This window comes from Gloeocapsa sp. DLM2.Bin57, from assembly GCA_007693955.1.
Lineage (GTDB): Bacteria > Cyanobacteriota > Cyanobacteriia > Cyanobacteriales > Gloeocapsaceae > Gloeocapsa.
The window spans coordinates 1-23,695 of the sequence record RECR01000052.1; the positions used below are offsets into that span (position 1 = coordinate 1).

The window sequence follows — 23,695 nt, forward strand, 5'->3', positions numbered from 1 at the left end:
CCTTTTATACCAAAAACATCTTACTAAACGAAGGTCTAAGAGCTTGGATGGCTCCGTTTGACCAACCCCACGAACAATTTGTATTCCCAGAGGAGGTACTCCCACGTGGTAACGCTCTCTAACGCTAATTTAGCTGGAGCAGGACGCGACCTAGATTCTACAGGCTTCGCCTGGTGGTCTGGTAACGCTCGCTTAATCAATCTATCCGGTAAACTACTAGGTGCTCACGTAGCTCACGCAGGCTTAATCGTCTTCTGGACTGGTGCAATGACTTTATTTGAAGTCGCTCACTATGTACCAGAAAAGCCTATGTACGAGCAAGGTATGATCTTAATTCCTCACCTAGCTACTCTCGGTTGGGGAGTAGGTCCTGGTGGTGAAGTTATCGATACCTACCCTTACTTTGTCGTTGGTGTTTTACACCTCATCTCCTCCGCTGTCTTAGGTTTAGGCGGTATTTATCACGCTTTACGCGGTCCTGAAACCTTAGAAGAATACTCGAGCTTCTTTGGTTATGACTGGAAAGACAAAAATCAAATGACCAATATCATTGGTTATCACCTAATTTTACTGGGCTGTGGTGCACTATTACTAGTGTTCAAAGCTATGTTCTTCGGTGGTGTCTATGATACTTGGGCTCCTGGTGGTGGTGACGTCAGAGTCATTACTAATCCTACTCTCAATCCCGCGATCATCTTTGGTTATCTACTCAAAGCACCTTTTGGTGGTGAGGGTTGGATCATCGGTGTTAACAACATGGAAGACATCATCGGCGGTCACATCTGGATCGGTTTGATTTGTATCGGTGGTGGTATTTGGCATATCTTAACCAGACCTTTTGGTTGGGTACGTCGTGCTTTCATCTGGTCCGGTGAAGCTTACCTCTCCTACAGCTTAGGCGCTTTATCCTTAATGGGCTTTATCGCTGCTGCTTATGTTTGGTTCAACAACACCGCTTATCCTAGCGAATTCTATGGACCTACTAACGCCGAATCTTCTCAATCTCAATCTTTTATCTTCCTAGTTCGTGACCAAAAATTAGGTGCTAATATCGCTTCTTCTCAAGGTCCTACCGGTCTAGGTAAATATCTCATGCGCTCTCCTACTGGTGAAATCATCTTCGGTGGTGAAACCATGCGCTTCTGGGACTTCCGTGGTCCTTGGTTAGAGCCCCTACGTGGACCTAATGGTCTTGACTTAGATAAACTCAGAAATGACATTCAACCTTGGCAAATTCGCCGCGCTTCTGAGTACATGACTCACGCTCCTAATGGTTCTATCAACTCAGTTGGTGGTATTATTACTGAGCCTAACTCTTTCAACTTCGTTAACCTACGTCAGTGGTTAGCTGGTTCTCACTTTATCTTAGGCTTCTTTTTCTTAGTTGGTCACCTTTGGCATGCAGGTCGCGCTCGCGCTGCTGTAGCTGGTTTTGAAAAAGGTATCGACCGCAAGACTGAACCTGTACTAGCAATGAAAGAACTCGATTAATTCTTGTTTCTTTCTACACAATCCCCTACTTTTAAAGTGGGGGATTAGTAAGGGTATAGGTGTTAAGTTATATTTTTCTATACTAAATGCTACTTTTAGCGCTACATAAAAAAAATAACCACTGCAGAAAGCAATGGTCGATATAAGCTAATATTGATGACGGTCTCTAGATCACATCCTGATCTCTTGATAACTGATCCTGATTTGTATCCTCTTCAGAACCTGGCTTGCGGTTATCTGAGAACCTTCTATTCTTAGAAGTATAGCGGTTAGTTTTCTTACGAAACTGTCTTGCATTGATTTTGTTACGAGCCGCTTTTTCTTTTTTCGCATTGCGGCGTTTTGCCATTGTCATTACCTCTTAATAGGACTACGAAGCTTATTAGAATCAATCTCTTTAGCAAGAGGGATATAACGATAGTCTCTAGTCACATTAGTTGAAACCTTAACTAAAATTATATCAAAGCGTTGGCGCTGTTTTAGCTCTACCTTTAAATTAGAAGTCTAGTCTTACGCCAACAAGATCATTAAGCTTAGTAACGATTTTGTCTGCGTTCACCACCACCAAAAGTTTTTCTTTTTTCAGGTGGTTTAGCTTTGTTAACTTTGATCTCACGACTCATCCACTCTGCTCCATCCAGAGCAGTTATCGCTGCATCTTCTTCTGCATCTGTTTCCATTTCTACAAATGCAAAACCTCTAGGACGACCTGTATCACGGTCTGTGGGGATATGCACTCTTTTTACGGTTCCGTAATCAGCAAATACCTCATTTAGATCATTATCGGTGACTTTATAGCTGAGGTTGCCTACATAAATTGACATAAATCGATTGTTCCTTTAACTGTCGGGGAAAGTGGAGAAATAAACGGACAAAAGCTGATCAATACTAGAAAAGGAACATTTCGGAGAAATCTACAAAAATTTTTTATTCTCGCTAACTCAATTTGAGTAACCGCTCAACCCCTAGACCACTATATAAATCTACTACGTAGCATAAATTTCTAGAGTTCACGAAACCACTAAACTGTCAGTAGCCCTAATCAATATTGAATTGTCACTTTAGCATCGCTATTCATTCTCGGTCTATTTAAATATAGCATTAATTATTTGTTCTTAGCAAGTTTTTTACAAATCAATTAGCGGTTAAAGTCAGAATCAGACTTAATAAGAGTAAAATAGACAGTAATAATAAGCCTTTATACTTATTTAACCAATATTTTAGTGGTTTTTTAGCTACAGAATCAGGTTTAAATTCCTCAGAAGCGTCTTGATAAAGGGTACAGGTTTGAGCGTAAGGACGTTGGGGAAAAGTACAGGTATCATCCTGATGGTAGAGACAGCGATCGCATAAATACTCTGTGGAGTCAGCGTAGTGTAAAGGGATCCCAGGATGACCAAAAGCTTTAAGAGGTTTCCGACAAGAAGGACAAGTGACCATCTCTGCTGAGATTTTTTGAGTACAGTGAGGACAAGTTAACATAACAGCAAATCTTAAATCTTTTTGATATTTTAGCAATTCTTACTAATTAAGATGCTTAAATAAAGCTTAGTAGAAAACTTAAAATCAATAATCTCAGCAATAAAGTCAAACTTAAACGGAGACTGTATCAGAGTCAATCATTAAACAATAATTAAGTTGTTAAATGATTGGGGAAAAAGTCAAATACATTGCTTTTTAGGCAATTTAAAAATAGCAAAAAGGAATAGAGTCAATGGTTGCCACAACCCCAGCCAAAAAAGAAGCTAAAGTCGATAAACGCTTCAAAGTCATCGACGTAACCCTCAAACGCCATAACGGAAATCCCGAAGGCTTAATAGAAGTATTACACAAAGCCCAAGAATCCTTCGGTTATCTAGAAGAAGACGTCTTGACATATATAGCCAGAGGACTAAAATTACCCCTATCTCAAGTATATGGGGTAGCGACATTTTATCATCTGTTCTCCTTAAAACCAGGTGGAGTTCATACCTGTATCGTCTGTATGGGTACAGCTTGTTACGTAAAAGGAGCAGGAAAAATTATCGCCAATCTCGAAGAAAAATTAGGAGTAAAAGTAGGGGAAACCTCAGCAGATGGTCAAGTATCACTTTTGTCAGCCAGATGTATAGGAGCTTGTGGCATTGCCCCTGCGGTAGTGTTTGATGGCACCGTAGCAGGAAAACTAGATCCACAGAGCACTTGGGCAAAAATAGAAGAGCTCAAAGGAGAATAATAACACCACTGTTTTAAACAGTAGAGAGGAGAAGAACATGGATTTAACAAAACTACAAGCAATAGCAGAGCAAGAAAAACAAAGACAAAAAGAAATCAGACTCCATTGTTGCACTTCAACAGGATGTCAAGCCGCAGAATCATTACAAGTTAAAGACAACCTGAAAAAAGCGATCGAGAAGAAAGGTTTGGGCGATCGCGCAGAAGTCATAGGAGTAGGTTGTATGGGCTTCTGTGGCAGAGGTCCACTAGTACAAGTAGAACCACAACGGAAACTATACGAAGAAGTAACTCCAGCGGACGCAGAAAGTATTATTGACGCTCTCGCAGGAGGTACAGCAACAGCAGTAGAAGGAGATCCCGATCATCCCTTCTTTGCCCGTCAAATGCGTATAGTCAGACAACATAGCGGGGAAATTGATCCCGAACGCATAGAAGAATATATAGCAGTAGGAGGGTATCAAGCCCTTTATAAAGCCCTCTACGAAATGACCCCAGCCACAGTAGTAGAAGAAATCACCAAAAGTGGACTCAGAGGAAGAGGAGGGGGAGGTTACCCCACAGGTTTAAAATGGGCAACCGTAGCCAAAATGCCAGGTAACCAAAAATATATTATCTGTAACGCAGACGAAGGAGATCCAGGAGCATTCATGGATCGTAGCGTACTAGAGAGTGATCCCCATTTAGTCTTAGAAGGAATGGCGATCGCCGGGTACGCAGTAGGAGCAAACCATGGATATATATACGTGCGGGCTGAATATCCCCTAGCCATTAAAAGACTACAAAGAGCAATCCAACAAGCCAAACAAAACGGGGTATTAGGAGCACAAATATTTGAATCTCCCTTTGACTTCAAAATAGACATTCGCATTGGTGCAGGAGCATTTGTTTGTGGGGAAGAAACAGCCTTAATACACTCCATCGAAGGAGGAAGAGGAAACCCTCGTCCCCGTCCACCTTATCCCGCCCAAACAGGACTCAGAGGCTGTCCCACCCTAATTAACAACGTAGAAAGTTTCGCCAACATTAAAGCCATTATCACCAAAGGTGCAGACTGGTACGCCAGTATCGGTACAGATAACAGTAAAGGTACAAAAATCTTTGCCCTCACAGGGAAAATCCAAAACAACGGACTGATAGAAGTACCCATGGGAATTACTCTCAGAGAAATAGTTATAGAAATGGGTGGGGGAGTACCTGATGGAGAAGTCAAAGCCGTGCAAACAGGAGGACCATCAGGAGGTTGCATCCCCGCTTCACTACTAGATACCCCAGTTGACTACGATTCCTTGATTAAAATCGGTTCGATGATGGGTTCAGGAGGAATGGTAGTCATGGATCAAGATACCAGCATGGTAGAAGTAGCTCAATTTTACATGGAATTTTGTCGTGAAGAAACCTGTGGTAAGTGCATACCCTGTCGAACAGGTACAGTACAACTCCATAACCTCTTAACTAAATTACTCGACAAACGAGCCACAACCCAAGACTTAGAACTCATGGAATCTCTCTGTCAGATGGTTAAAGAAACTAGTCTTTGTGGACTAGGACAAACCGCACCTAATCCAGTCTTAAGTACTTGGCGCTATTTCCGAGAAGAATACTTAGCCCTAATCAAATAATCACCACAGGAGAAAAAATGTCAGTTAAAACTCTTACGATCAATGATACTCCCGTCGCTGTCGAAGCAGGGGCTACCATTCTCGAAGCGGCTAAACAAGCAGGTATTACTATACCCACTCTCTGTCATCTCGAAGGAGTCTCAGACGTTGGGGCTTGTCGTCTTTGCTTAGTAGAAATCAAAGGGATTAATAAACTACTCCCTGCCTGTGTTACTGAAGTAGCCGAAGGCATGGAAGTAAACACAGAAACAGACAAACTGCGAGAATATCGCAAAATGACAGTAGAATTACTCTTTTCCGAAGGTAATCACGTCTGTTCCGTTTGTGTCGCCAATGGGGCTTGTGAATTGCAAGATATGGCAGTTACCGTAGGCATGGATCATTCCCGCTTCTCCTATCGCTTCCCCGATCGCCCCATAGACATCTCTCATTCGAGTTTTGCCATCGATCATAACCGTTGTATCCTCTGTACCCGTTGTGTACGCGTCTGCGCCGAAATAGAAGGAGCACACGTCTGGGATGTAGCTAATCGCGGTGAAAAATGTTATGTCATCTCAGGTTTAGACCAACCCTGGGGAGAAGTTAACTCCTGTACCTCTTGTGGGAAATGTGTGCAAGCTTGTCCCACAGGTGCTATCTTCCATAAAGGAGAAACCACAGGAGAAAAAGACAGCGATCCCGGTTTACTCGATTTCTTAGTCACAGCAAGGAAAAAACAACAATGGATAAGATAAAATTCGCCACCGTTTGGTTAGCAGGTTGTTCTGGTTGTCATATGTCTTTTTTAGACCTAGACGAATGGCTTATAGAACTAGCAGAACAGGTAGAAGTAGTTTATAGTCCCGTAGGATGTGATTTAAAAATCTACCCCGAAAACGTAGATGTCTGTCTAGTTGAAGGTGGTATAGCCAACGAAGATAACCTCGAACTGATTCACATCGTCAGAAAAAATACTAAAACCCTGATCTCTTTTGGGGATTGTGCGGTAACCGCTAACGTACCAGCGATGCGCAATATGTTAGGTGGAGCAGAACCAGTACTCAAACGCGCTTACCTAGAATTAGGTGACCTGCAACGTCAATTACCCCATGAACCAGGTATCGTCCCAGAATTACTCGAACAAGTTCTCCCAGTCCATGAAATTGTTCCTGTAGATATTTATATGCCGGGTTGTCCCCCTGATGCTAATCGTATTCGCGCTACCCTTGAACCCCTACTCAAAGGAGAACAACCTCTAATGCAGGGTCGCGAAATGATTAAGTTTGGTTGAATCAAAATGCGTTAACTTTCTCTTGGGCATTATCCTAGAAAAGACGCATTTAGTAAAAAATATGACCATGATCACTAGACCAATTCCTACTCTTGTTATTTCCTTACTAGGTTTATTACTTCCCCAAAGTAGTGCTCTTGGTCTTGTTAACAAGCAACAACCAGTTAATCAATATTCTCCAGAAGTTGTCTCAGGTTTTATCAATAGCTGTACAGAAGCAGCTACAAGTGATGGTGTAGAGTTTCAACTAGCTCAAAATATTTGTAGTTGTTATATTTACGAAATACAAAATATGTACACTTTTGAACAGTTTGAAACAATCGATCGCCAAGTCGCCGAAGGTCAACCTCTTCCCCCAGCATTTCAAGAAATCGTTAGTACTTGTATCAATCGTTATGTACCTCAGTAATCTATCATGAGTAAAACTGTAGTTATAGATCCGATTACGCGGATCGAAGGTCACGCCAAAATCTCCGTCTTTCTCGATGATCAAGGAGAAGTCTCAGACGCTCGCTTTCACGTCGTAGAATATAGAGGCTTTGAAAAATTTTGTGAGGGGAGACCTTTTACAGAAATGGCGGGAATTACCGCTAGAATCTGTGGAATTTGTCCCGTTTCTCACCTCCTAGCAGCAGCTAAAACAGGAGATAAAATTCTCGCCGTCCAAATCCCTACAGCGGCTGTTAAATTACGCCGTTTAATGAATCTTGGACAAATTACCCAATCTCACGCACTCTCCTTTTTCCACCTCAGTAGTCCCGATTTTCTGTTGGGGTGGGATAGCGATCCAGCTAAACGCAATGTCTTCGGTTTAATCGCCGCTAACCCCGATTTAGCCCGCGCAGGTATCCGTTTACGTCAATTTGGACAAACCATTATTGAATTACTCGGCGCGCGCAAAATACACGCAGCTTGGACAGTACCTGGAGGAGTGAGATCGCCTCTCTCTCCTGAAAGTCGCGCCTGGATCGTAGAACGTCTCCCGGAATCTTTTGCTACCATTAATCTAGCCCTAGATTTATTTAAAAATCTCCTGGATGATTTTCAAACAGAGGTAGAAAACTTTGGTAAGTTTCCCTCACTATTCATGGGTTTAGTTAGTCCTACAGGTGAATGGGAACATTATGACGGTCACTTACGCTTTAGTGATAGTGAAGGAAATATCGTCGCCGATAACCTTAGTGAAGATAACTATCAAGACTTTATTGGTGAATCTGTAGAAAATTGGTCTTATCTGAAATTTCCCTACTATAAACCCTTGGGTTACCCCGACGGTATCTATCGCGTTGGACCTTTAGCTAGAATTAATGTCTGTTCAGGTTTTGGTACAGAAGCCGCCGACAGGGAATTACAAGAACTCCGCGATCGCGCAGGTGGAGTGGCTACCTCTTCTTTCTTCTATCATTACGCTCGTTTGGTAGAAATTCTCGGTTGTTTAGAACGTATCGCCCGCTTAATGGATGACCCTGATCTTCTCTCCCCTAGAGTTCGCGCTGTAGGAGGAGTTAATAATCTTAACGCGATCGGTGTTAGTGAAGCCCCCAGGGGTACTCTGTTCCATCATTATCAAGTTAATGACAATGGTTTAATCGAAAAAGTTAACCTGATTATCGCTACTGGTAATAATAATCTGGCTATGAATAAAACTATTACTCAAATAGCTAAACATTATATTCATGGTTCAGAAATTACCGAAGGGATGTTAAATCGTGTAGAAGCGGGTATTCGTTGTTACGATCCTTGCTTATCTTGTTCTACTCACGCAGCAGGACAAATGCCTCTACATCTAGAGTTAATTTCTCCTGATGGTACAGTCATCAAGCAGATTTATCGCGATTAATACCAAAGTGAGGAAAGGAGTTCGGGGTTAGGGGTTATTATTTCTATATATTATATTACATATTTACTTTTGCCTTGAAAAGCCTTTTCCTCACATCTTTCATCAGAGTCAAAATAAGTATTAGAACTGCCTGCGCGTAGTGCTATAGTACTTATTAAAATTTAGAAAAATAAGCTAAAGCACCACTAGCCATACCCCTCTTAGAAATTTTAGCAATGTTAAGACATCAAAGATTAATCATTAATAGCTTAAAACTTCTAGATTTGATTAAATCAAGCTATTTTTTAGAGGATATCTCCACTATTTTTGAATTTTTACAACAGCAAGAAACTTTCAATTTTCCTGAGTTGGAAACGGGATTATTCTCAGCAGCAATTTTAAAAAAAGAAATCGAATCAACTGGATATGATAAAGTGTGGATAAGAGACAATATACACATAGCTCATGCTCTCTATGTTCGGGGAGAAACTGATGTAGCGATTAGGAACGTAACCTCGTTAATGGATTACTTCAAAAAGTTTCAATCGCGTTTTGAAAGAGTGATTGAAGCTGAAGTAGATTCAGGTCAGGCAATGGAACGTCCTCATATTAGATTTGATGGCATTAATTTGGCGGAACTCGATCAACAATGGGGACACTCACAAAACGATGCCTTGGGATATTTTCTCTGGTTCTACTGCAAGCTAGCTAACGAAGGGTATCTAAAACTTCAGCCAGAAGATTTAGAAATCCTAGCACTTTTTCCCTTTTACTTTCAGGCAATTCGTTACTGGGATGATGAAGATAACGGTCACTGGGAAGAAGAACCAAAAGTAGAAGCATCTAGTATTGGTGTGGTGATAGCAGGACTTAAAGAACTCAAACAACTACTCCTTAAGGAAAATATTCTTGTTCCTGCCTGTCAATATCAGGATATCCCTGTTAGGATTCAGTTTTTGAACAAGTTAATTGCTCAGGGAACAATTGTTCTCAATCATATTCTACCTGCAGAGTGCATTCAACCAGAAACTAAAAAAAGACGTTATGATGCAGCATTGCTTTTTTTGATTTATCCTCTACAAGTGATTGATGATGAGATAGGAGAGCAAATTCTTCGAGATGTCATTAATAACCTTCAAGGCGATTACGGTATTAAGCGATATCTGGGAGATTCTTACTGGTGTGCTGATTATAGGCAGAAACTTCCGGCAGAATCTCGAACAACTGATTTTAGCCAGGATATGGGATCGCGAGATAGCTTGTTAAAAAAGGGAGAAGAGGCACAATGGTGTCTTTTCGATCCGATTATTTCTATTATCTTTGGACTCAAGTTTCAAAAAACTCGCCAAGAAAAATATCGCCAAGAGCAAATTTATTATCTCAATCGCTCTTTAGGACAGCTTACAGGAGAAGATTGTCCCTTGGGCGAGTTCAAATGCCCAGAACTCTACTATCTAGAAAATAGTCGTTATTTACCTAACCCCAATACTCCTCTTTTGTGGACACAGGCTAATTTGAGTATAGCTTTGAAAATGATGGAGTACAACTGAGTATTAAGGTGCGCTCTATCCAGTATTGGGGAAAGGTTAAGAAGCCGTTTAGGGAATTACTTGATCCTGTTCTTTTTCAGCTACAGTTTTTTCGTACTCGTATTTTATCACCTGATGAATCAAATTAGCGACGAGTCCTGTCCAACCAGTTTGATGACTAGCACCTAGTCCTTGACCTGTATCCCCATTAAAATATTCGTAGAATAGGATCAAGTCTTGTTCGCCTGTTCCAGGATCTTTAAATAGATCGTAAATTTTAGGATTATTTCCATAAACTGCACGTTTTCCTTCAGTCGTAGTCAGAAAAATATTAATGAGTCTTTCAGAAATTTCAATTGCAACTTCCTGGAGAGAAATCCTGTGATGGGATACAGAAGGACAGAGAACCTTAAAGTTTTCTTCATGTAAACATACATTAAAGTATTCATGAAATTTTTTAAATGACTCAATCAGCAAAAAATTAATTGGAAACCAAATCGGTCCACGCCAATTAGAATTAGTACTATGTACAGGAACTTTTGTTTCCGCAGGTTCATATTTCATTTCAATTGGGAAAGTTTGTACATCACCAGGTCGCCACGCAATATTGATTTTACCATCTAATTGATAAGGATGTTCTTCATGAAATTTAGATAGAGAACGGATACCATAATGACTCAAAAATTCAGGCTCATCAAGCATCTTATCAAGAAGATGATACAGCTTCGGTTTATTAACAATAGATAGGAACATATCAAGTTCCTGATTCTCATCCTCCTCCCCAGGCTTGCGAATATCAATATATTCTTCCTCTCCTAATAAATACTCAAATTGCTCTCTTGGCAAACCAAACAATTCAGAAATATTTTCTCTCAAGATTTCAGTCAAATTATTGGGTTCTGTAGCTTTGAAAATCTCTACAGCTACAATAGGAATAAAACCTAGGCATGAGCGGTATTTTAAAGGCAGTTCGAGGGAAAATTTTTCTAAGGAAATTTTGAAAACTTCATAAAAGAAATTATCCTTTTTATCCCATAAAGATGCTTGATGCTCATTAACAATTTCGTTTATTTCATGTACAATTAAGATAAACTTTTTAAGAAAATCTTTGACTTTTTCTTTGTGTTTTTCAAATTTTTGTTGACCTTGTAAATTTAACATTGTCATTGTCCCAATTTTGAGCATATTCAAATAGAATATTGCTGCCCAACTGGTCGCATCAACTTGTTCTATTTTCACTGTATCATTGTTCATGAATTGATTCCGATCAACTATACAAATATTATCCAAACCTAAAAATCCAGCTTGAAAAAGATACTTAGATTCTATTGTTCCCAATTTATTACACTTGTTATTGTCGTACCACCATTTCAAATTCGGTTGTAAATTTTCAAATATTGAAACTAAAAATTGTAAACTTGATGAACCATACATTTCCTCTTCTATCTCATAAATTTTTAAAGCTGCCCAGGCAATATTCGGTGGATGAATCTGACTAAAATCAAACTCACAGGATGGTATTTGTCCATTATGCTCATTCATATAGTCAGGAGACTGAGTAAATAATTTTAATTGCTCTCTAGCAAAATCAGGGTCAATTAAAGCAAAAGTAATGGCATGAAAAGCGGAATCCCATACACAATAATAGGGATATTCCCATTTATCCGGCATCGAGATTATATCTTGATTGCTCAAGTGTTGCCAATTTTGATTTCTAACAGAGCTTCGTTGAGCTTTTATCTCTTCCGTAAGTTCATAAGGAGGATAAATTTGTTCTGATTGTCCATTTGTATCTCCATTGAGCCAATCCTTAACAATGTAATAGTAAAATTGTTTATTCCACAACATTCCAGCAAATGCTTGTCGTTGTAATTGTTTCATTTGCTTTTGCTTTTCCTCTTTTTCCTTATCCACGAAAAAAGGAGTGATAACTTCATAAAATTTGTCAGCTTCTCGTTTGCGGTCTTCAAAAACTTTCTCAAAATCAGACCCAAAAGGCTCAGAAATAGTACTAGGAGAAATATTTGTCAAGCGCAACCATATTTCTTTAGGTTTTTTAGGAAGGAGAGTGAATATATAATGAGCAGATGCTTTTGTGCCTCTTTGTAAGGGATTCACTTGTTTGATCTGTTGACCCACAACACAATTATTGATGCCATCCTTAACATAAGGGCTATGATTAGGACTGTTCAAAAGATATTCATTGTTTTCATTGTCAGTAAATAATAGAGGAATTTCATTTTGACAGTAAAGATAGTATTCACCCAAATCCTCATGATGAGCTAAAATGACTGCATTATTTTCGATTGGCTCTGGTAAAGCTTCCAAATGTAATTTATCCTTTTCTGCTTTCGCATCCTTAGCCCATGACCAAGTGTTGCGAAACCAAAGAGTAGGAAGAATATGGAGTTTATGTGCTTTAGTGCCTTGATTCCAAACTGTAATTTTAATCAAAATATCTTCAGGAGAGTTCTTCGCATATTCGATAAGGACATCGAAATATCCTGCGTCAAAGCATCCCGTATCAATTAGCTCATATTCTGGATCTTCTTTTGATCTGGTGTTGTTTTCTTTTGTCAATTCATCATAAGGGTATTTATAAGGATATTTATATAATGCCTTCATATAGGAATGAGTAGGAGTATTGTCTAAATAAAAATAATACTCTTTGACATCTTCCATGTGGTTTCCTTCATTAGGCCAGCTACCCAATCCTGTTAAGCCAAAAAATCTTTCTTTGAGATGATCATCTTCTCCATTCCAAAGAGTTAGGGCAAAACAGAGAAGCTGACGATCATCAGAAATTCCAAATATTCCATCTTCTCCCCAACGGTAGGCACGAGAACGAGCTTGATCGTAACCAAAATAGCCCCAAGCATTACCATCTTCACTATAATCTTCTCGGACAGTTGCCCATTGGCGATCGCTTAAATAGGGACCCCATTTTTTCCAACACTTTTCACCATTACGAGCTTCTTGTAAGCGTTTGTATTCTTCAGTTTGTTTCCGAGCTCTTATCAAAGAATTATCTTGTTGGGTATCTTGATTTATAGACATGGCCTTTCTCCTTAACTATTTTTAATCAATGAGTTAAAAAACGCTTTGAGTGTAAACATTTTCTAGGTATTGAAGGACGGTATCCTTCCACAAGAACCTAGATTTTTGTGCTTTCTGACAGATTTGTTGCCATTGAGTCGGATTATTCAATTTGAGTTCGATCGCCTTTAGACAAGACGCAACAAAGTTATCCACTTGTTCTGGGACAGAATCACCATCAAAAACAAAACCATTAACTCCGTCAATAACCGTATCCTTCAAACCACCAACTTTATGGACAAGGCAAGGCTGCCCATCACGCATAGCTAACATCTGACTAATGCCACAGGGTTCATAAGAACTCGGCATCAGAAAAAGGTCGCCATTGGCATATAGCGCTGCTGCACAATCTTCCGAACCAAAACCGTTGAGAAACAAGAAATTGTCAAATTCAGAGGCAATTTCAGTCAAAAACTCTTCATATTCTGCCTCGCCAGTACCGAGTAATATGTAAATTCCCTGTTTTCCAAGTCCCTCTAAAATTCCACTAAGACCGGATCTAAATTGATTTCCTGATGCCTTGATCAAATAGAGTTTCTGCTCTACAACCCGACACACGCTGGTTAGTATTAGTGGGGGCTTGTCTGAGAGATAGCTCAATTTTGTTAATCGTTCATAAGCCAATGAGTGATTAGAGTAAAGAGCTTTTGCTGTTTGCTTCCACCGTATAATTTCCGATTTCAATAAATTTATAAGGTCAGAAAAAGTGAGCTTAGGAATAATTCGTTTGGCGGGATACTCACATCCCAGTAAAATTCCAAAGAGCCGACCTTGTTCTAAGGCTAGTAAAAGCTCTTTTTCAAGTCCTTCACCACCGTAAAAACGAGGTGCTTCACTCGGGCAGAGGATTTCTTGAGCGTAGGAAGGGGAATCAGTGGTGATCGTATCAGCTAAATTAATCCCAGCCTTCATCAGGTTAAGATAGTTTGACCGTCTTCGATCTGCCAGCTTATCTCTGTCGTATTTTAAATTTGGATACCACGAATCTAAAGAGGATTGATCCCCCGCAAAGGGACGCAATCCCTGATAGGACAAATTGTTGATCGTATATACCGTTCTTATTTTTCGGAAAACTTGGTAATTTGGGTGATAGGCACGGAGGATGAGAAGACAGGCACAATGCCAGTCATTGAGGTGAATACAGTCAAGACATCCAAAAACACCCTGTTCAATCCCCTCCGCTACGGCGGAGCAAAAAAGAGCATATCTTGAGGCATCGGTTTTACAAGGTTCTGAATCTAAGTCGTGGTGATAAATTTCGTATTGACCATTTTCATCCAATGAAACCAAATTTGGATGCTGTATGATGATTTGTTTAACTTGATCAGAAGTTTCAGATATAACTTGAAAAATTTGAGCTTCCTCACTCTGTCCAGAAAATTGGAAAGTTATAGTTTCGAGAAATTGGGAATTTGGTGATTTATGAAGAAATCCATAGGAAGGGATAACAACAGATACGTGACAGTTTTGTTTTACTAGTGCAAATGAAAAGTCTTTAATAAAATCCCCAAGCCCGCCCACTTTAGCACCTGAAAGATTTCCATTTTCTGAGCTAACTATAAGGATATTCAAGAAATTATTGTTTTTCATAACACAACCACCTATTTCACATTTCTGCCGAGAGTTTAGGCAGTATTTTTTATGTCTATTTTTCCGGCTTTTCTTCTCATTTTGATTATCTTGATCTAATAAAGATGAGATTTTTATCGGGGCTAGTTAGCTTTAATTCAAAAGAGATTTAGTAATGTTTTGGCTTTCCTCTTCGATTAATTTTTTTAATTCAAAAATATCATTTTTGTTCAGAATATAAAACCATTGTGCCATTTTTTTCAGTCCATCTTCAAGGGATGTCTGCGGTTTCCAATTGAGACGGGTGAAGGTATCAGAGCAATTCATTGCCTGATAAGGATTTTCATTAGGTGCATAGTCAATGTTTCCCTCTTGATCAATTTCGACATTGCAAACCCCCTCCTCTTTACACCAGTCTGAATTGACATCCGATACAATCGATTTAATCATTCGAGCAAGATTACTGATTCTGATGAATGTTTCCCCATTTTCGCTATAGCTGTCATAATCTGATAGAGCAAAATGAAAAGTTGGCGTAAAAGGTTTGCTATCCTCTATATCCTGAGAAAAATATGATAATGTTCTAACTTTTTGGTCACCCTCGTGAAGAGATGAAGCAGCCCGTATGTAACCTGCAATGATATCGTTGACATAAATAAACTGACGACCATTACAAGGATATTTCACAAAAATTTTATGAGGAGCTTTAACTGCGGAATTAATGAACTGGGGAATAATTCTTCTAGGTGCGGTATCGCCATATCCAAAAACATTTGCTGCTCTTGTGATCCCAATAGCAGGCAATTGATAGGAGTAAGTTTTATGATAACACCGAACAGCTAATTCCATCATGCTTTTCGATGTATCGTAAGGTCCAGCATAACTGACTGGACTACTTTCGACAAACCCATCTTTGGGAATTGGACCATCCCCAAATACGTGATCAGTTGAAATGATTAATATTTTTTCTCCAATTTCTAAATGTCGACAAGCTTCTAATAAGTTAATTGTGCCCATAGTATTTACCATGAATGCTCTCCTAGGATCTTGCTGAGCAATGGTAACCTGAGCTTTGGCGGCAAGATGAAAAATAACGTCTGGTCTTACCGTGTTAATAATATCAAAAACAAGTTGGCTATCTGATATGTCTAATGAAACTTCAACCACATCTTGACTTAGCCCAAAAAGTTGATAAGCTGAGTGGGGGTGTCTGACGTTGTGAATGGGAATAGTAGCATACACCTGAGCGCCCAGATCTAAAAGTGTCTTGCATAACCAACTACCTTTAAATCCTGAAGCCCCTGTCACTAATACCCTCTTTCCTGTCCACTGGGATGTTAAGAATTGAGAGATAGGTTTTCTTTCCACAGCCATAACCTCCTTTTCCTTCAGAAGGTTTAATTACTAGCTATATTTATAATTATAAGTAGAATAAAACTAAGTATATTTACTCTAGCAAATAATCTTAACATAATTTCTCGCCAATATCGGTATTGCTAGGGAAACTGCTATTTAGTGCCACAGGATAAGATTAAAGTTCCGAGATTATAATTATAAATCGGTACTTATTTCTTCTCAATGATTTTAGCTTAGTTGGCATCATATGACAGCTTCTCTAGCATTAGGTTAAATTGAGTTGAAAAGGTAATTTGAGGATTAAAAGTTTAACTAATACTCTTAGCTAATTTAAGTGCAGTTGCCATCATCACTTGATGAGTACCTTGTTCCTTTTCTCCTTCTTGAGGACGTCTTTGTATATAAGTACCGTCAGATTGTAATTCCCAAGCTTGACGATTATCTGCTAACATCACCCCGAGGAATTCTTGAATATCTTTACGCACTTCAGGATCTTCGAGAGGGGTAACCGCTTCTACACGACGATCTAAATTACGTGGCATCCAGTCAGCACTCCCAATATACATCTCTTCGTTACCACCATTGTGGAAGTAAAAGATGCGAGAATGTTCTAAAAAGCGACCAATGATACTAATAACCCGAATATTCTCACTGACACCCTCTACACCGGGACGAAGACAACAAATACCACGGATAATTAAATCAATATGGACTCCTGCTTGACTAGCTTCATAGAGAGTTTTAATCATCTCAAAATCAACTAGAGAATTAACCTTAATAATCATGCGACCTGTGCCACCACTACGACAATGTTCTATTTCGCGTTTAATCATAGCTAGCATACGACTACGCATACTTACAGGTGCAACCAGAAGTTTACGATAAGATTTTTGGCGAGAATAACCCGTGAGGAAATTAAATAAATCCGTTAAATCTGCACCTAAATCTTGACGACAGCTAAATAGTCCTAAATCTGTATAGAGTTTAGCTGTTTTCGAATTATAGTTACCCGTACCAATATGGACATAACGGCGAATTTCCTGTTTTTCTTGACGCACTACTAAAACGATTTTAGTATGGGTTTTTAAGCCAACTAAACCATAAACCACGTGGACTCCAGCTTGTTCTAATTTACGCGCCCAATTAATGTTATTCTCCTCATCAAAACGCGCTTTTAGTTCTACTAGGGCTACTACCTGTTTACCATTTTCAGCAGCTGCAATCAAGGCGTTAATAATAGGAGAATCACCCGAAGTACGGTAGAGAGTCATTTTAATGGCTTGAACTTGGTTATCATGAGCAGCTTGTGCGATAAACTGTTCTACTGAACCTGCAAAAGAATGATAGGGATGATGAACTAAAATGTCTCCATCACGAATAACGTTAAAGATATCCTCTCCTTCTGTAGCTTCAGCATCATTGAGCAAATTAAGATCACTCAGACGACTAAAACGAGGATGAGATACCGCGTTCCAGGGTTCATCTTTTAACTCTGGTAGGGGTAAAGACATGAAAGAAAATAAATCCCCTAACGCTAATAAACCATTGATGGGATAGACGTCTATTTCTTCGAGTTCTAGGTCTTCCATCAACATAGTGCGGATATGATTAGGAGTAGAGGCGTAAATTTCTAATCTAACTGCGTTTCTACCTACCCGACGTTTACGCACTTCCGCTTCAATAGCAAGTAATAAATCATCAGCTTCCTCCTCTTCGAGATAGATATCAGCGTTGCGAGTAACCCGAAAAGGATGACATTCTTGAACATTCATTCCCGGGAATAAAGCTTCTATATTATGAGCGATAATTTGTTCTAGAGGAACTCCAGTCCAGAGGGATTTTTTGCCATTGTGTTCAGGTTGTCTTAAACCTTTAGGTAAACTGACAAACCTAGGTAAGATATTGGTAGGTACTTTTACTCTGGCAAATAGTTCCTCGTGAGTCTCAGGATCATTCATTAAGACTGCTAAATTTAGACTCAAATTAGAAATGTAGGGGAAAGGATGGCTAGGATCTACCGCTAAAGGAGTTAGTACAGGGAAAATATTCTCTTCAAAGTATTCTTTGAGATAATTACGTTGTTCTTGGGATAAATCCACGTAATTGAGTAAATGAACACCATGATCAACTAACTGAGTTTTCAGATTATACTCAAAATTCTCGCTCTGTTGTTTGACTAAAGGACGTAAACGTTCACTAATTTCCTCTAGTTGCTCTTCGGGAGTTCTACCATCGAAGGTTAACTGGGTTACACCTGCGGCTAATTGTTGTTTTAACCCAGCTACTCTCACCATGAAAAATTCGTCTAAATTAGAGCTAAAAATAGCTGTAAATTTAAGACGTTCTAGTAAAGGTGTACGAGTGTCTAAAGCTTCCTCTAAAACTCTTTGGTTAAAATCTAACCAGCTTAATTCTCGGTTGAAATAGTAGTCTGCGTCGTTAAGATTAATATTGCTAGTAGTTGCTGGAGATATAGTCATAGCTTTTTACTTTAAGTTTTTCAGTCTTAAACATAATCCTACCTTGACTTGGAGACGCAGTAGATTATCATCTGGTTAAGAAAATCAGCAATGTGATTGTTAAGCTTCTTTACATTTTTTCTATCTATGCTACTATCTGAGTGGTTATACCAAATAAAAAATTATCTATAACAAAGTGGTAGAGGAGTTAAAATACAATATGTTAGAAGGCTTTAATCAGCAAAATCAGTGGCGAAATCCCCAACCTATACGTATCGGGGTGATTGGTGTAGGGAATATGGGACAACATCACACCAGGGTTTTAAGTCTGATCAAGGATATTGAATTGGTGGGAATTGCTGATATCAATGTAGAAAGAGGTTTAGATATAGCTAGTAAATATCGTATTCGCTTTTTTGAGAGTTATCAAGACTTATTACCTCATGTCGATGCGGTTTGTATCGCTGTTCCTACTCGTTTACATCACCCAGTCGGGATAGAATGTTTACAAGCCGGAGTTCATGTCTTGATTGAAAAACCCATCGCTTCTAGTATCGAGGAAGCTGAGTCCCTGGTTAATGCTGCAGCTGAATCTAAGTCGATTTTACAGGTTGGTCATATTGAACGCTTTAACCCCGCTTTCCAAGAATTAAGTAAAGTACTCAAAACAGAGGAAATTCTGGCGATCGAAGCTCATCGGATGAGTCCTTATTCCGATCGCGCTAATGATGTCTCTGTGGTTTTAGATTTGATGATCCACGACATCGACTTACTGATGGAGTTAGTTCCTTCTCCTGTAATTAAACTCACTGCTTCTGGTAATAGTTCCTTGCATTCTGGTAATTTAGACTACGTCACCGCGATTCTACAATTTGCTAATGGTTTAGTTGCTACTATTACTGCTAGTAAAGTTACTCACCGTAAAATTCGTCGTCTGATTGCTCATTGTAAAAATTCTCTGACTGAAGCCGATTTTCTTAATAATGATATTTTAATTCACCGTCAAACTACCGCAGATTATACCACCGACTATGGTCAAGTTCTCTATCGTCAAGATGGTTTAATCGAAAAAGTTTATACAAGTAATATAGAGCCTTTACACGCTGAACTAGAACATTTCATCAACTGTGTCAGAGGTGGTAATCAACCTTCAGTCGGTGGAGAACAAGCCCTCAAGGCTTTACGTTTAGCTAGTATAATTGAACAAATGGCCCTAGATAATCAGGTATGGAAACAGCCCGATTGGGAAGGTCAAGCTATAGATTATGTTACTACTCAACAAGTATAGTGGTGGTTCTTGCTCCTTGGCGATCGCTGCTCACTCACGCACTCTACCGCAATCGTAGTTTACCCTCGGCTCGTTATCTACAATTAGCTACCTTGGGATTAGATGGACTACCTCGTAATCGTACGGTTGTTTTCCGTGGTTTCCGCGAAGAAACTAACCAATTGCAAATGGTAACAGATAGTCGTAGTGAGAAATATCAACAGATTCTTCAACAACCTTGGGGGGAAATCTGTTGGTATTTTCCTAAAACTAGAGAACAATTTCGTCTCCGTGGTCAACTGTTAATAGTTTCGGTTGACAATACAGACTCTAATTTAAGCACAGCTCGTTCTCTAGCTTGGCAACAATTATCTGATGCAGCTAGAATACAGTTTGCTTGGCCGGAGCCTCAACAAGCACTAACTGAGGATAAAGACGCTTTTAAACCTTTATACATCAATAAAGAGATCCCCTTGGATAATTTTTGTCTGCTATTATTAGATGCTGTAGAGGTAGATCACCTAGAATTACGAGGTGACCCCCAAAATCGCTATATCTATACTTTAGATGAATCTTTTAACTGGAGTTGTCAACAAGTTAACCCTTAGATAAGTTCCTAGGAAGGTGTCAGGTGTTAGGTTTTAGGTGCTATTATTCCGATATATCATATTTTTCCTAATTCTAATCAGATACGCCAATCTTACACTCAACTAATCTTTGAGCAAAGGTGGTAAAATCTAGTCGATTACCACTGACTTCGTAAATTTGGCGAGGATTGGGTAAATGACCATCGGGTGAGTCTAAACTAAAAATCAGGTTTTCTTTAAAAAAGATCCATTCTCCTTCTTGACGCCAACCTACGCGATCGCCAAATTCTTCAAAAGCAGTCTCATCAATTAATCTTCCAGGTTGATTACCTGTTTCTAGAAAAATAGGCAATTGGACACTAAAACCAAAATGACCACCAGAATATTCTACCCAAAGGCGATCGATAATCTCTAGGTCAGTACAGGGTAAAGTGCGGTAACTCTCTAAATCCAACCATCCTTGAGTCTGTCTTCCTGAAGCTTGCAATAAAAGATTAAGGGTTTGATCGTTAGCGCGACGCCATTGTTGTTGAGATAATAAATCTGCTAATCTATCATAGCTAACCCCTGTTTCTGAGGAGACTAGTTCACCTTGCTCTTGAGCCAAACTAGTCATAACTGGAATAAAAACTAAAGCAACGGTCATTAATAGTTTTTTCATGATAAGTATTTTTTAGAGTATCGCATTGACATTATAGATTAATCGCAAATGACTAGTACCTGGAATCGACGTCATATTATTTCTCTAGAAGATTTTATTAAATCTGAATATGAGGTAATTTTACAAACCGCTTTGAGTTTTCAAGAAGTATTGTCACGTAAAACTAAGAAAGTACCAGCCTTACAGGGACAAGTAATCGCTAATTTATTCTTTGAACCATCGACACGTACACGTAGTAGTTTTGAGTTGGCGGCTAAAAGATTATCAGCAGATGTACTCAATTTTGCCCCAAGTAGTTCTTCTTTAACCAAGGGAGAAACTATCTTAGATACAGCCAAAACTTATGTAGCTATGGGAGCGAATATGTTTGTAATTCGCCACCGTGAATCGGGAGTACCAGAAGCGATCGCCCAAGAAATGGATAGGCTAAACTTAGGAGTAGGAATCCTTAACGCAGGTGATGGTCAACACGAACACCCCTCACAAGCGTTATTAGACCTATTTACTATCTGTACTATCTTAGATCCTAAACAACCCCGATTAGAGCTTTTAGAAGGCAAAAAAATCGCGATCGTCGGGGATATTCTTCATTCTAGGGTAGCTCGTTCTAATATTTGGAGTTTAACCTGTTGTGGTGCACAAGTTTACTTAGCAGGTCCACCGACTCTAGTTCCTCAATATTTTGCTGATTTACTTGCTGATGCTTCGGGATGCTTAAAGGTTGATTGGTGTCTAGATAATGCTCTTACTGACGCTGATTTTATCATGACCTTAAGATTACAACGAGAGAGAATGACCGATAACCTCTTACCAAGTTTACGAGAATATCATCAATATTATGGCATTACTCGCGATCGCCTGTCGAGAGCTAAACCAGGTGTAAAAGTTTTACATCCAGGACCTGTAAATAGAGGAGTAGAGATTAGTTCTGATTTAATGGATGATCCTGAATTTAGCTTAATTTCTCAACAAGTTACCAGTGGTGTAGCTATACGCATGGCTTTATTATATCTGATGAGTGGAGCTAGTTAAAAACAACATGAATTATAGTGATTCTCCCGATAGTTTAAAAATAACCTTCGCTCCCCTATCTCTAACAGAAGCATATCAGCTAGCCGATGATGGAGCAAATGGGGCGATCGTTTTAATGAGTGGTACAGTACGTAATCAAACCGAGGGAAAACCCGTTATTTTTCTAGAATATCAAGCTTATGAACCTATGGCTATAGTAATCTTTAAAGAAATTGCGCAAACAATTCGCCAAACCTGGAGAGACACTAATCGCTTAGTCATACATCATCGTACAGGAAAATTAATGATAGGGGAGATTAGTGTTTTAGTCGCCGTAGGTTGTCCCCATCGAGGGGAAGCTTTTGACGCTTGTCGTTACGCTATTGATACCCTCAAACATAACGCCCCTATCTGGAAAAAGGAACACTGGGCTGATGGATCTAGTAATTGGGTAAGTATTGGTGCTTGTGAAAGGATTTAATTAGACAATTTCCCTCTTAAAATATAAATAGTGAAAGGTTACTCCATTGGCTTGATTATCTTGATTAACGGTATGTGATACTAGTTCCCAACCATCATCTCCTGCAGCATTTAAAAGTTCTGGTAAGGTTGGTACTTCGTTCGTATTTTGATACCATCCTCTTACTCTTTTGCCATCTATATCCAGAAGGTTAATTTCTTGAGTAATTCCACGTCCTTTAAAATCGAAGCGAATATTTTTATATTCAAATTTTTTGGTCATAACAATTCTTACTTTTTCTAGTATTGACTGTTTTAAATTTATCATGAGTAGAATAATTGGTTTAACTGGAGGAATAGCTACGGGCAAAACTACCGTATCTCGTTACCTAGCTCAAAAATATCACCTACCTATTCTCGATGCTGATTTATATGCTCGTGAAGCAGTAGCGATGGATTCACCAATTCTCCAAGCTATCTATCAACGTTATGGGGATGCTGTTAAACTTCCTGATGGTAATCTCAATCGACAAGCTTTAGGAAAAATTATCTTTACACAACCCCAAGAGAAAGACTGGTTAGAAAGTCAAATACACCCCTATGTTAGAGCTAAATTTATCTCTGAAGTAGCCACTTTAACTAATCCTATTATTGTTTTAGTAATTCCTTTATTATTTGAAGCTAACATGACTGATTTAGTTAACGAGATTTGGGTAGTTACTTGTGAGGAAAGTAGCCAAATTGAACGTATTCAAACTAGAGATGGTTTAAGTAAGTCTGAAGCGATCGCCCGTATTAATAATCAATTACCCTTAGAAACAAAAATAGCAGCAGCTGATTTAATCTTAAACAATACAGACAATCTTGATAACCTCTACAAGCAAATTGACGCTGTTATTTCAGTCAATTAAAAATTGTAAAGTTTTGACCAGAAAAATTGCTATTTGTTACTATATATATTAAAGAGTTTAAGATCCTCAACTATTATGAATCCTAAAATAAATCTCTGGTTAGTTATTACTACAGCCACAGTTTTAACGGTTTTAGTTTCTGCTGTTGCTGATCAAGCCACAGCTATGAGTTTAGAGTCAACGATTCCTACCAGAATCGCTAAAATTCGCGCCGCTTTATTACAACAAGAATTAGATTCTCAAATGGAAATCCCCAATCCAAAAGATAATCATAGCCAACAAATTAGTCAATATTGGTCCAATTGGAATAATTGGGGTAACTGGGATAATTGGGGTAACTGGGATAATTGGGGTAACTGGGATAATTGGGGTAA

24 protein-coding genes are annotated in these 23,695 nt (G+C 39.0%); 15 read left to right on the top strand and 9 right to left on the bottom strand.

Annotated features, from left to right (window positions below; genetic code table 11):
* Together EA365_04670 and psbC are read left to right on the top strand one after the other, a co-directional pair.
* On the top strand, positions 1–122 hold a 122-nt coding region (locus EA365_04670), incomplete at its 5' end, for a photosystem II D2 protein (photosystem q(a) protein) (protein ID TVQ46751.1).
* Positions 106–1,491 (top strand): photosystem II 44 kDa subunit reaction center protein, encoded by a 1,386-nt coding sequence (gene psbC / locus EA365_04675; protein TVQ46752.1) that lies wholly within the window; start codon positions 106–108, stop codon positions 1,489–1,491. The genes EA365_04670 and psbC, both read left to right, overlap by 17 nt.
* A gap of 166 nt (positions 1,492–1,657) precedes the next feature.
* Here psbC and EA365_04680 read toward each other — a convergent pair whose 3' ends face one another.
* The 3 genes from EA365_04680 to EA365_04690 all read right to left on the bottom strand — a co-directional run bounded on the left by EA365_04680 (position 1,658) and on the right by EA365_04690 (position 2,973).
* Positions 1,658–1,840: a hypothetical protein gene (locus EA365_04680; protein ID TVQ46753.1), complete on the bottom strand. Its 183-nt coding sequence runs from the start codon at positions 1,838–1,840 to the stop codon at positions 1,658–1,660.
* 184 nt (positions 1,841–2,024) lie between these two features.
* Positions 2,025–2,315 carry an RNA-binding protein gene (locus EA365_04685; GenBank protein TVQ46754.1) on the bottom strand — a complete coding sequence of 97 codons (291 nt, stop codon included), beginning with the start codon at positions 2,313–2,315 and terminating at the stop codon, positions 2,025–2,027.
* Positions 2,316–2,625: 310 nt separating this feature from the next.
* Positions 2,626–2,973, bottom strand: coding sequence for a zinc ribbon domain-containing protein (locus EA365_04690; GenBank protein ID TVQ46755.1), 348 nt, complete (start codon positions 2,971–2,973; stop codon positions 2,626–2,628).
* A 232-nt stretch (positions 2,974–3,205) separates the two neighbouring features.
* Here EA365_04690 and hoxE point away from each other — a divergent pair, with 232 nt between their 5' ends.
* The 7 genes from hoxE to EA365_04725 all read left to right on the top strand — a co-directional run bounded on the left by hoxE (position 3,206) and on the right by EA365_04725 (position 9,966).
* Positions 3,206–3,706, top strand: a complete 501-nt coding sequence (gene hoxE, locus EA365_04695) for a bidirectional hydrogenase complex protein HoxE (GenBank protein TVQ46756.1) — start codon at positions 3,206–3,208, stop codon at positions 3,704–3,706.
* Positions 3,707–3,743: 37 nt separating this feature from the next.
* Positions 3,744–5,327 carry an NADH-quinone oxidoreductase subunit L gene (locus EA365_04700; protein ID TVQ46757.1) on the top strand — a complete coding sequence of 528 codons (1,584 nt, stop codon included), beginning with the start codon at positions 3,744–3,746 and terminating at the stop codon, positions 5,325–5,327.
* A gap of 17 nt (positions 5,328–5,344) precedes the next feature.
* Positions 5,345–6,061, top strand: coding sequence for a bidirectional hydrogenase complex protein HoxU (hoxU, locus tag EA365_04705; protein ID TVQ46758.1), 717 nt, complete (start codon positions 5,345–5,347; stop codon positions 6,059–6,061).
* Positions 6,049–6,597: an oxidoreductase gene (locus tag EA365_04710; GenBank protein TVQ46759.1), complete on the top strand. Its 549-nt coding sequence runs from the start codon at positions 6,049–6,051 to the stop codon at positions 6,595–6,597. The genes hoxU and EA365_04710 overlap by 13 nt, the downstream gene beginning before the upstream one ends.
* A 61-nt stretch (positions 6,598–6,658) precedes the next feature.
* Positions 6,659–7,006 carry a hypothetical protein gene (locus EA365_04715; protein TVQ46760.1) on the top strand — a complete coding sequence of 116 codons (348 nt, stop codon included), beginning with the start codon at positions 6,659–6,661 and terminating at the stop codon, positions 7,004–7,006.
* A 6-nt stretch (positions 7,007–7,012) separates the two neighbouring features.
* Positions 7,013–8,437, top strand: a complete 1,425-nt coding sequence (locus tag EA365_04720) for a Ni/Fe hydrogenase subunit alpha (protein ID TVQ46761.1) — start codon at positions 7,013–7,015, stop codon at positions 8,435–8,437.
* Positions 8,438–8,652: 215 nt separating this feature from the next.
* A complete protein-coding gene (locus EA365_04725) occupies positions 8,653–9,966 on the top strand; it encodes a phosphorylase kinase (protein ID TVQ46762.1) in 1,314 nt (437 codons plus the stop codon).
* 48 nt (positions 9,967–10,014) lie between these two features.
* Here EA365_04725 and EA365_04730 read toward each other — a convergent pair whose 3' ends face one another.
* From EA365_04730 to ppk1, 4 genes are all read right to left on the bottom strand, one after another.
* The gene (locus EA365_04730; GenBank protein ID TVQ46763.1) at positions 10,015–13,002 is read right to left on the bottom strand and encodes a glucosidase; all 2,988 of its coding nucleotides are present in this window, start codon (positions 13,000–13,002) and stop codon (positions 10,015–10,017) included.
* 33 nt (positions 13,003–13,035) lie between these two features.
* Positions 13,036–14,631, bottom strand: a complete 1,596-nt coding sequence (locus tag EA365_04735) for a glycogen synthase (protein ID TVQ46764.1) — start codon at positions 14,629–14,631, stop codon at positions 13,036–13,038.
* A 132-nt stretch (positions 14,632–14,763) separates the two neighbouring features.
* Positions 14,764–15,984 (bottom strand): NAD-dependent epimerase/dehydratase family protein, encoded by a 1,221-nt coding sequence (locus tag EA365_04740; protein TVQ46765.1) that lies wholly within the window; start codon positions 15,982–15,984, stop codon positions 14,764–14,766.
* Positions 15,985–16,274: 290 nt separating this feature from the next.
* Positions 16,275–18,446 (bottom strand): polyphosphate kinase 1, encoded by a 2,172-nt coding sequence (gene ppk1 / locus EA365_04745; protein ID TVQ46766.1) that lies wholly within the window; start codon positions 18,444–18,446, stop codon positions 16,275–16,277.
* Between the two features lie 199 nt (positions 18,447–18,645).
* Here ppk1 and EA365_04750 point away from each other — a divergent pair, with 199 nt between their 5' ends.
* Together EA365_04750 and EA365_04755 are read left to right on the top strand one after the other, a co-directional pair.
* Entirely contained in the window at positions 18,646–19,713 is a 1,068-nt protein-coding gene (locus tag EA365_04750; protein TVQ46767.1) for a gfo/Idh/MocA family oxidoreductase, read from the top strand.
* The gene (locus EA365_04755; GenBank protein TVQ46768.1) at positions 19,653–20,300 is read left to right on the top strand and encodes a pyridoxamine 5'-phosphate oxidase; all 648 of its coding nucleotides are present in this window, start codon (positions 19,653–19,655) and stop codon (positions 20,298–20,300) included. Before EA365_04750 ends, EA365_04755 begins: the two co-directional genes overlap by 61 nt.
* 73 nt (positions 20,301–20,373) lie before the next feature.
* Here the strand turns inward: EA365_04755 and EA365_04760 are convergent, their stop codons facing one another.
* Positions 20,374–20,940 carry a hypothetical protein gene (locus tag EA365_04760; protein TVQ46769.1) on the bottom strand — a complete coding sequence of 189 codons (567 nt, stop codon included), beginning with the start codon at positions 20,938–20,940 and terminating at the stop codon, positions 20,374–20,376.
* Between the two features lie 48 nt (positions 20,941–20,988).
* Between EA365_04760 and EA365_04765 the strand changes: the two genes are divergently transcribed.
* Together EA365_04765 and EA365_04770 are read left to right on the top strand one after the other, a co-directional pair.
* Positions 20,989–21,972, top strand: a complete 984-nt coding sequence (locus EA365_04765; protein TVQ46770.1) for an aspartate carbamoyltransferase catalytic subunit — start codon at positions 20,989–20,991, stop codon at positions 21,970–21,972.
* Between the two features lie 7 nt (positions 21,973–21,979).
* Positions 21,980–22,432, top strand: a complete 453-nt coding sequence (locus EA365_04770; GenBank protein ID TVQ46771.1) for a molybdenum cofactor biosynthesis protein MoaE — start codon at positions 21,980–21,982, stop codon at positions 22,430–22,432.
* On the opposite strand, the gene EA365_04775 is transcribed toward EA365_04770, so the two are convergent.
* Positions 22,433–22,738, bottom strand: a complete 306-nt coding sequence (locus EA365_04775; protein TVQ46772.1) for a hypothetical protein — start codon at positions 22,736–22,738, stop codon at positions 22,433–22,435. It abuts the gene before it with no gap.
* Between EA365_04775 and EA365_04780 the strand changes: the two genes are divergently transcribed.
* Positions 22,737–23,321 (top strand): dephospho-CoA kinase, encoded by a 585-nt coding sequence (locus tag EA365_04780; GenBank protein ID TVQ46773.1) that lies wholly within the window; start codon positions 22,737–22,739, stop codon positions 23,319–23,321. The two genes, EA365_04775 and EA365_04780, sit on opposite strands and share 2 nt — an antisense overlap.
* 75 nt (positions 23,322–23,396) lie before the next feature.
* The coding region (locus tag EA365_04785; protein TVQ46774.1) for a hypothetical protein at positions 23,397–23,695 on the top strand (299 nt) is incomplete at its 3' end.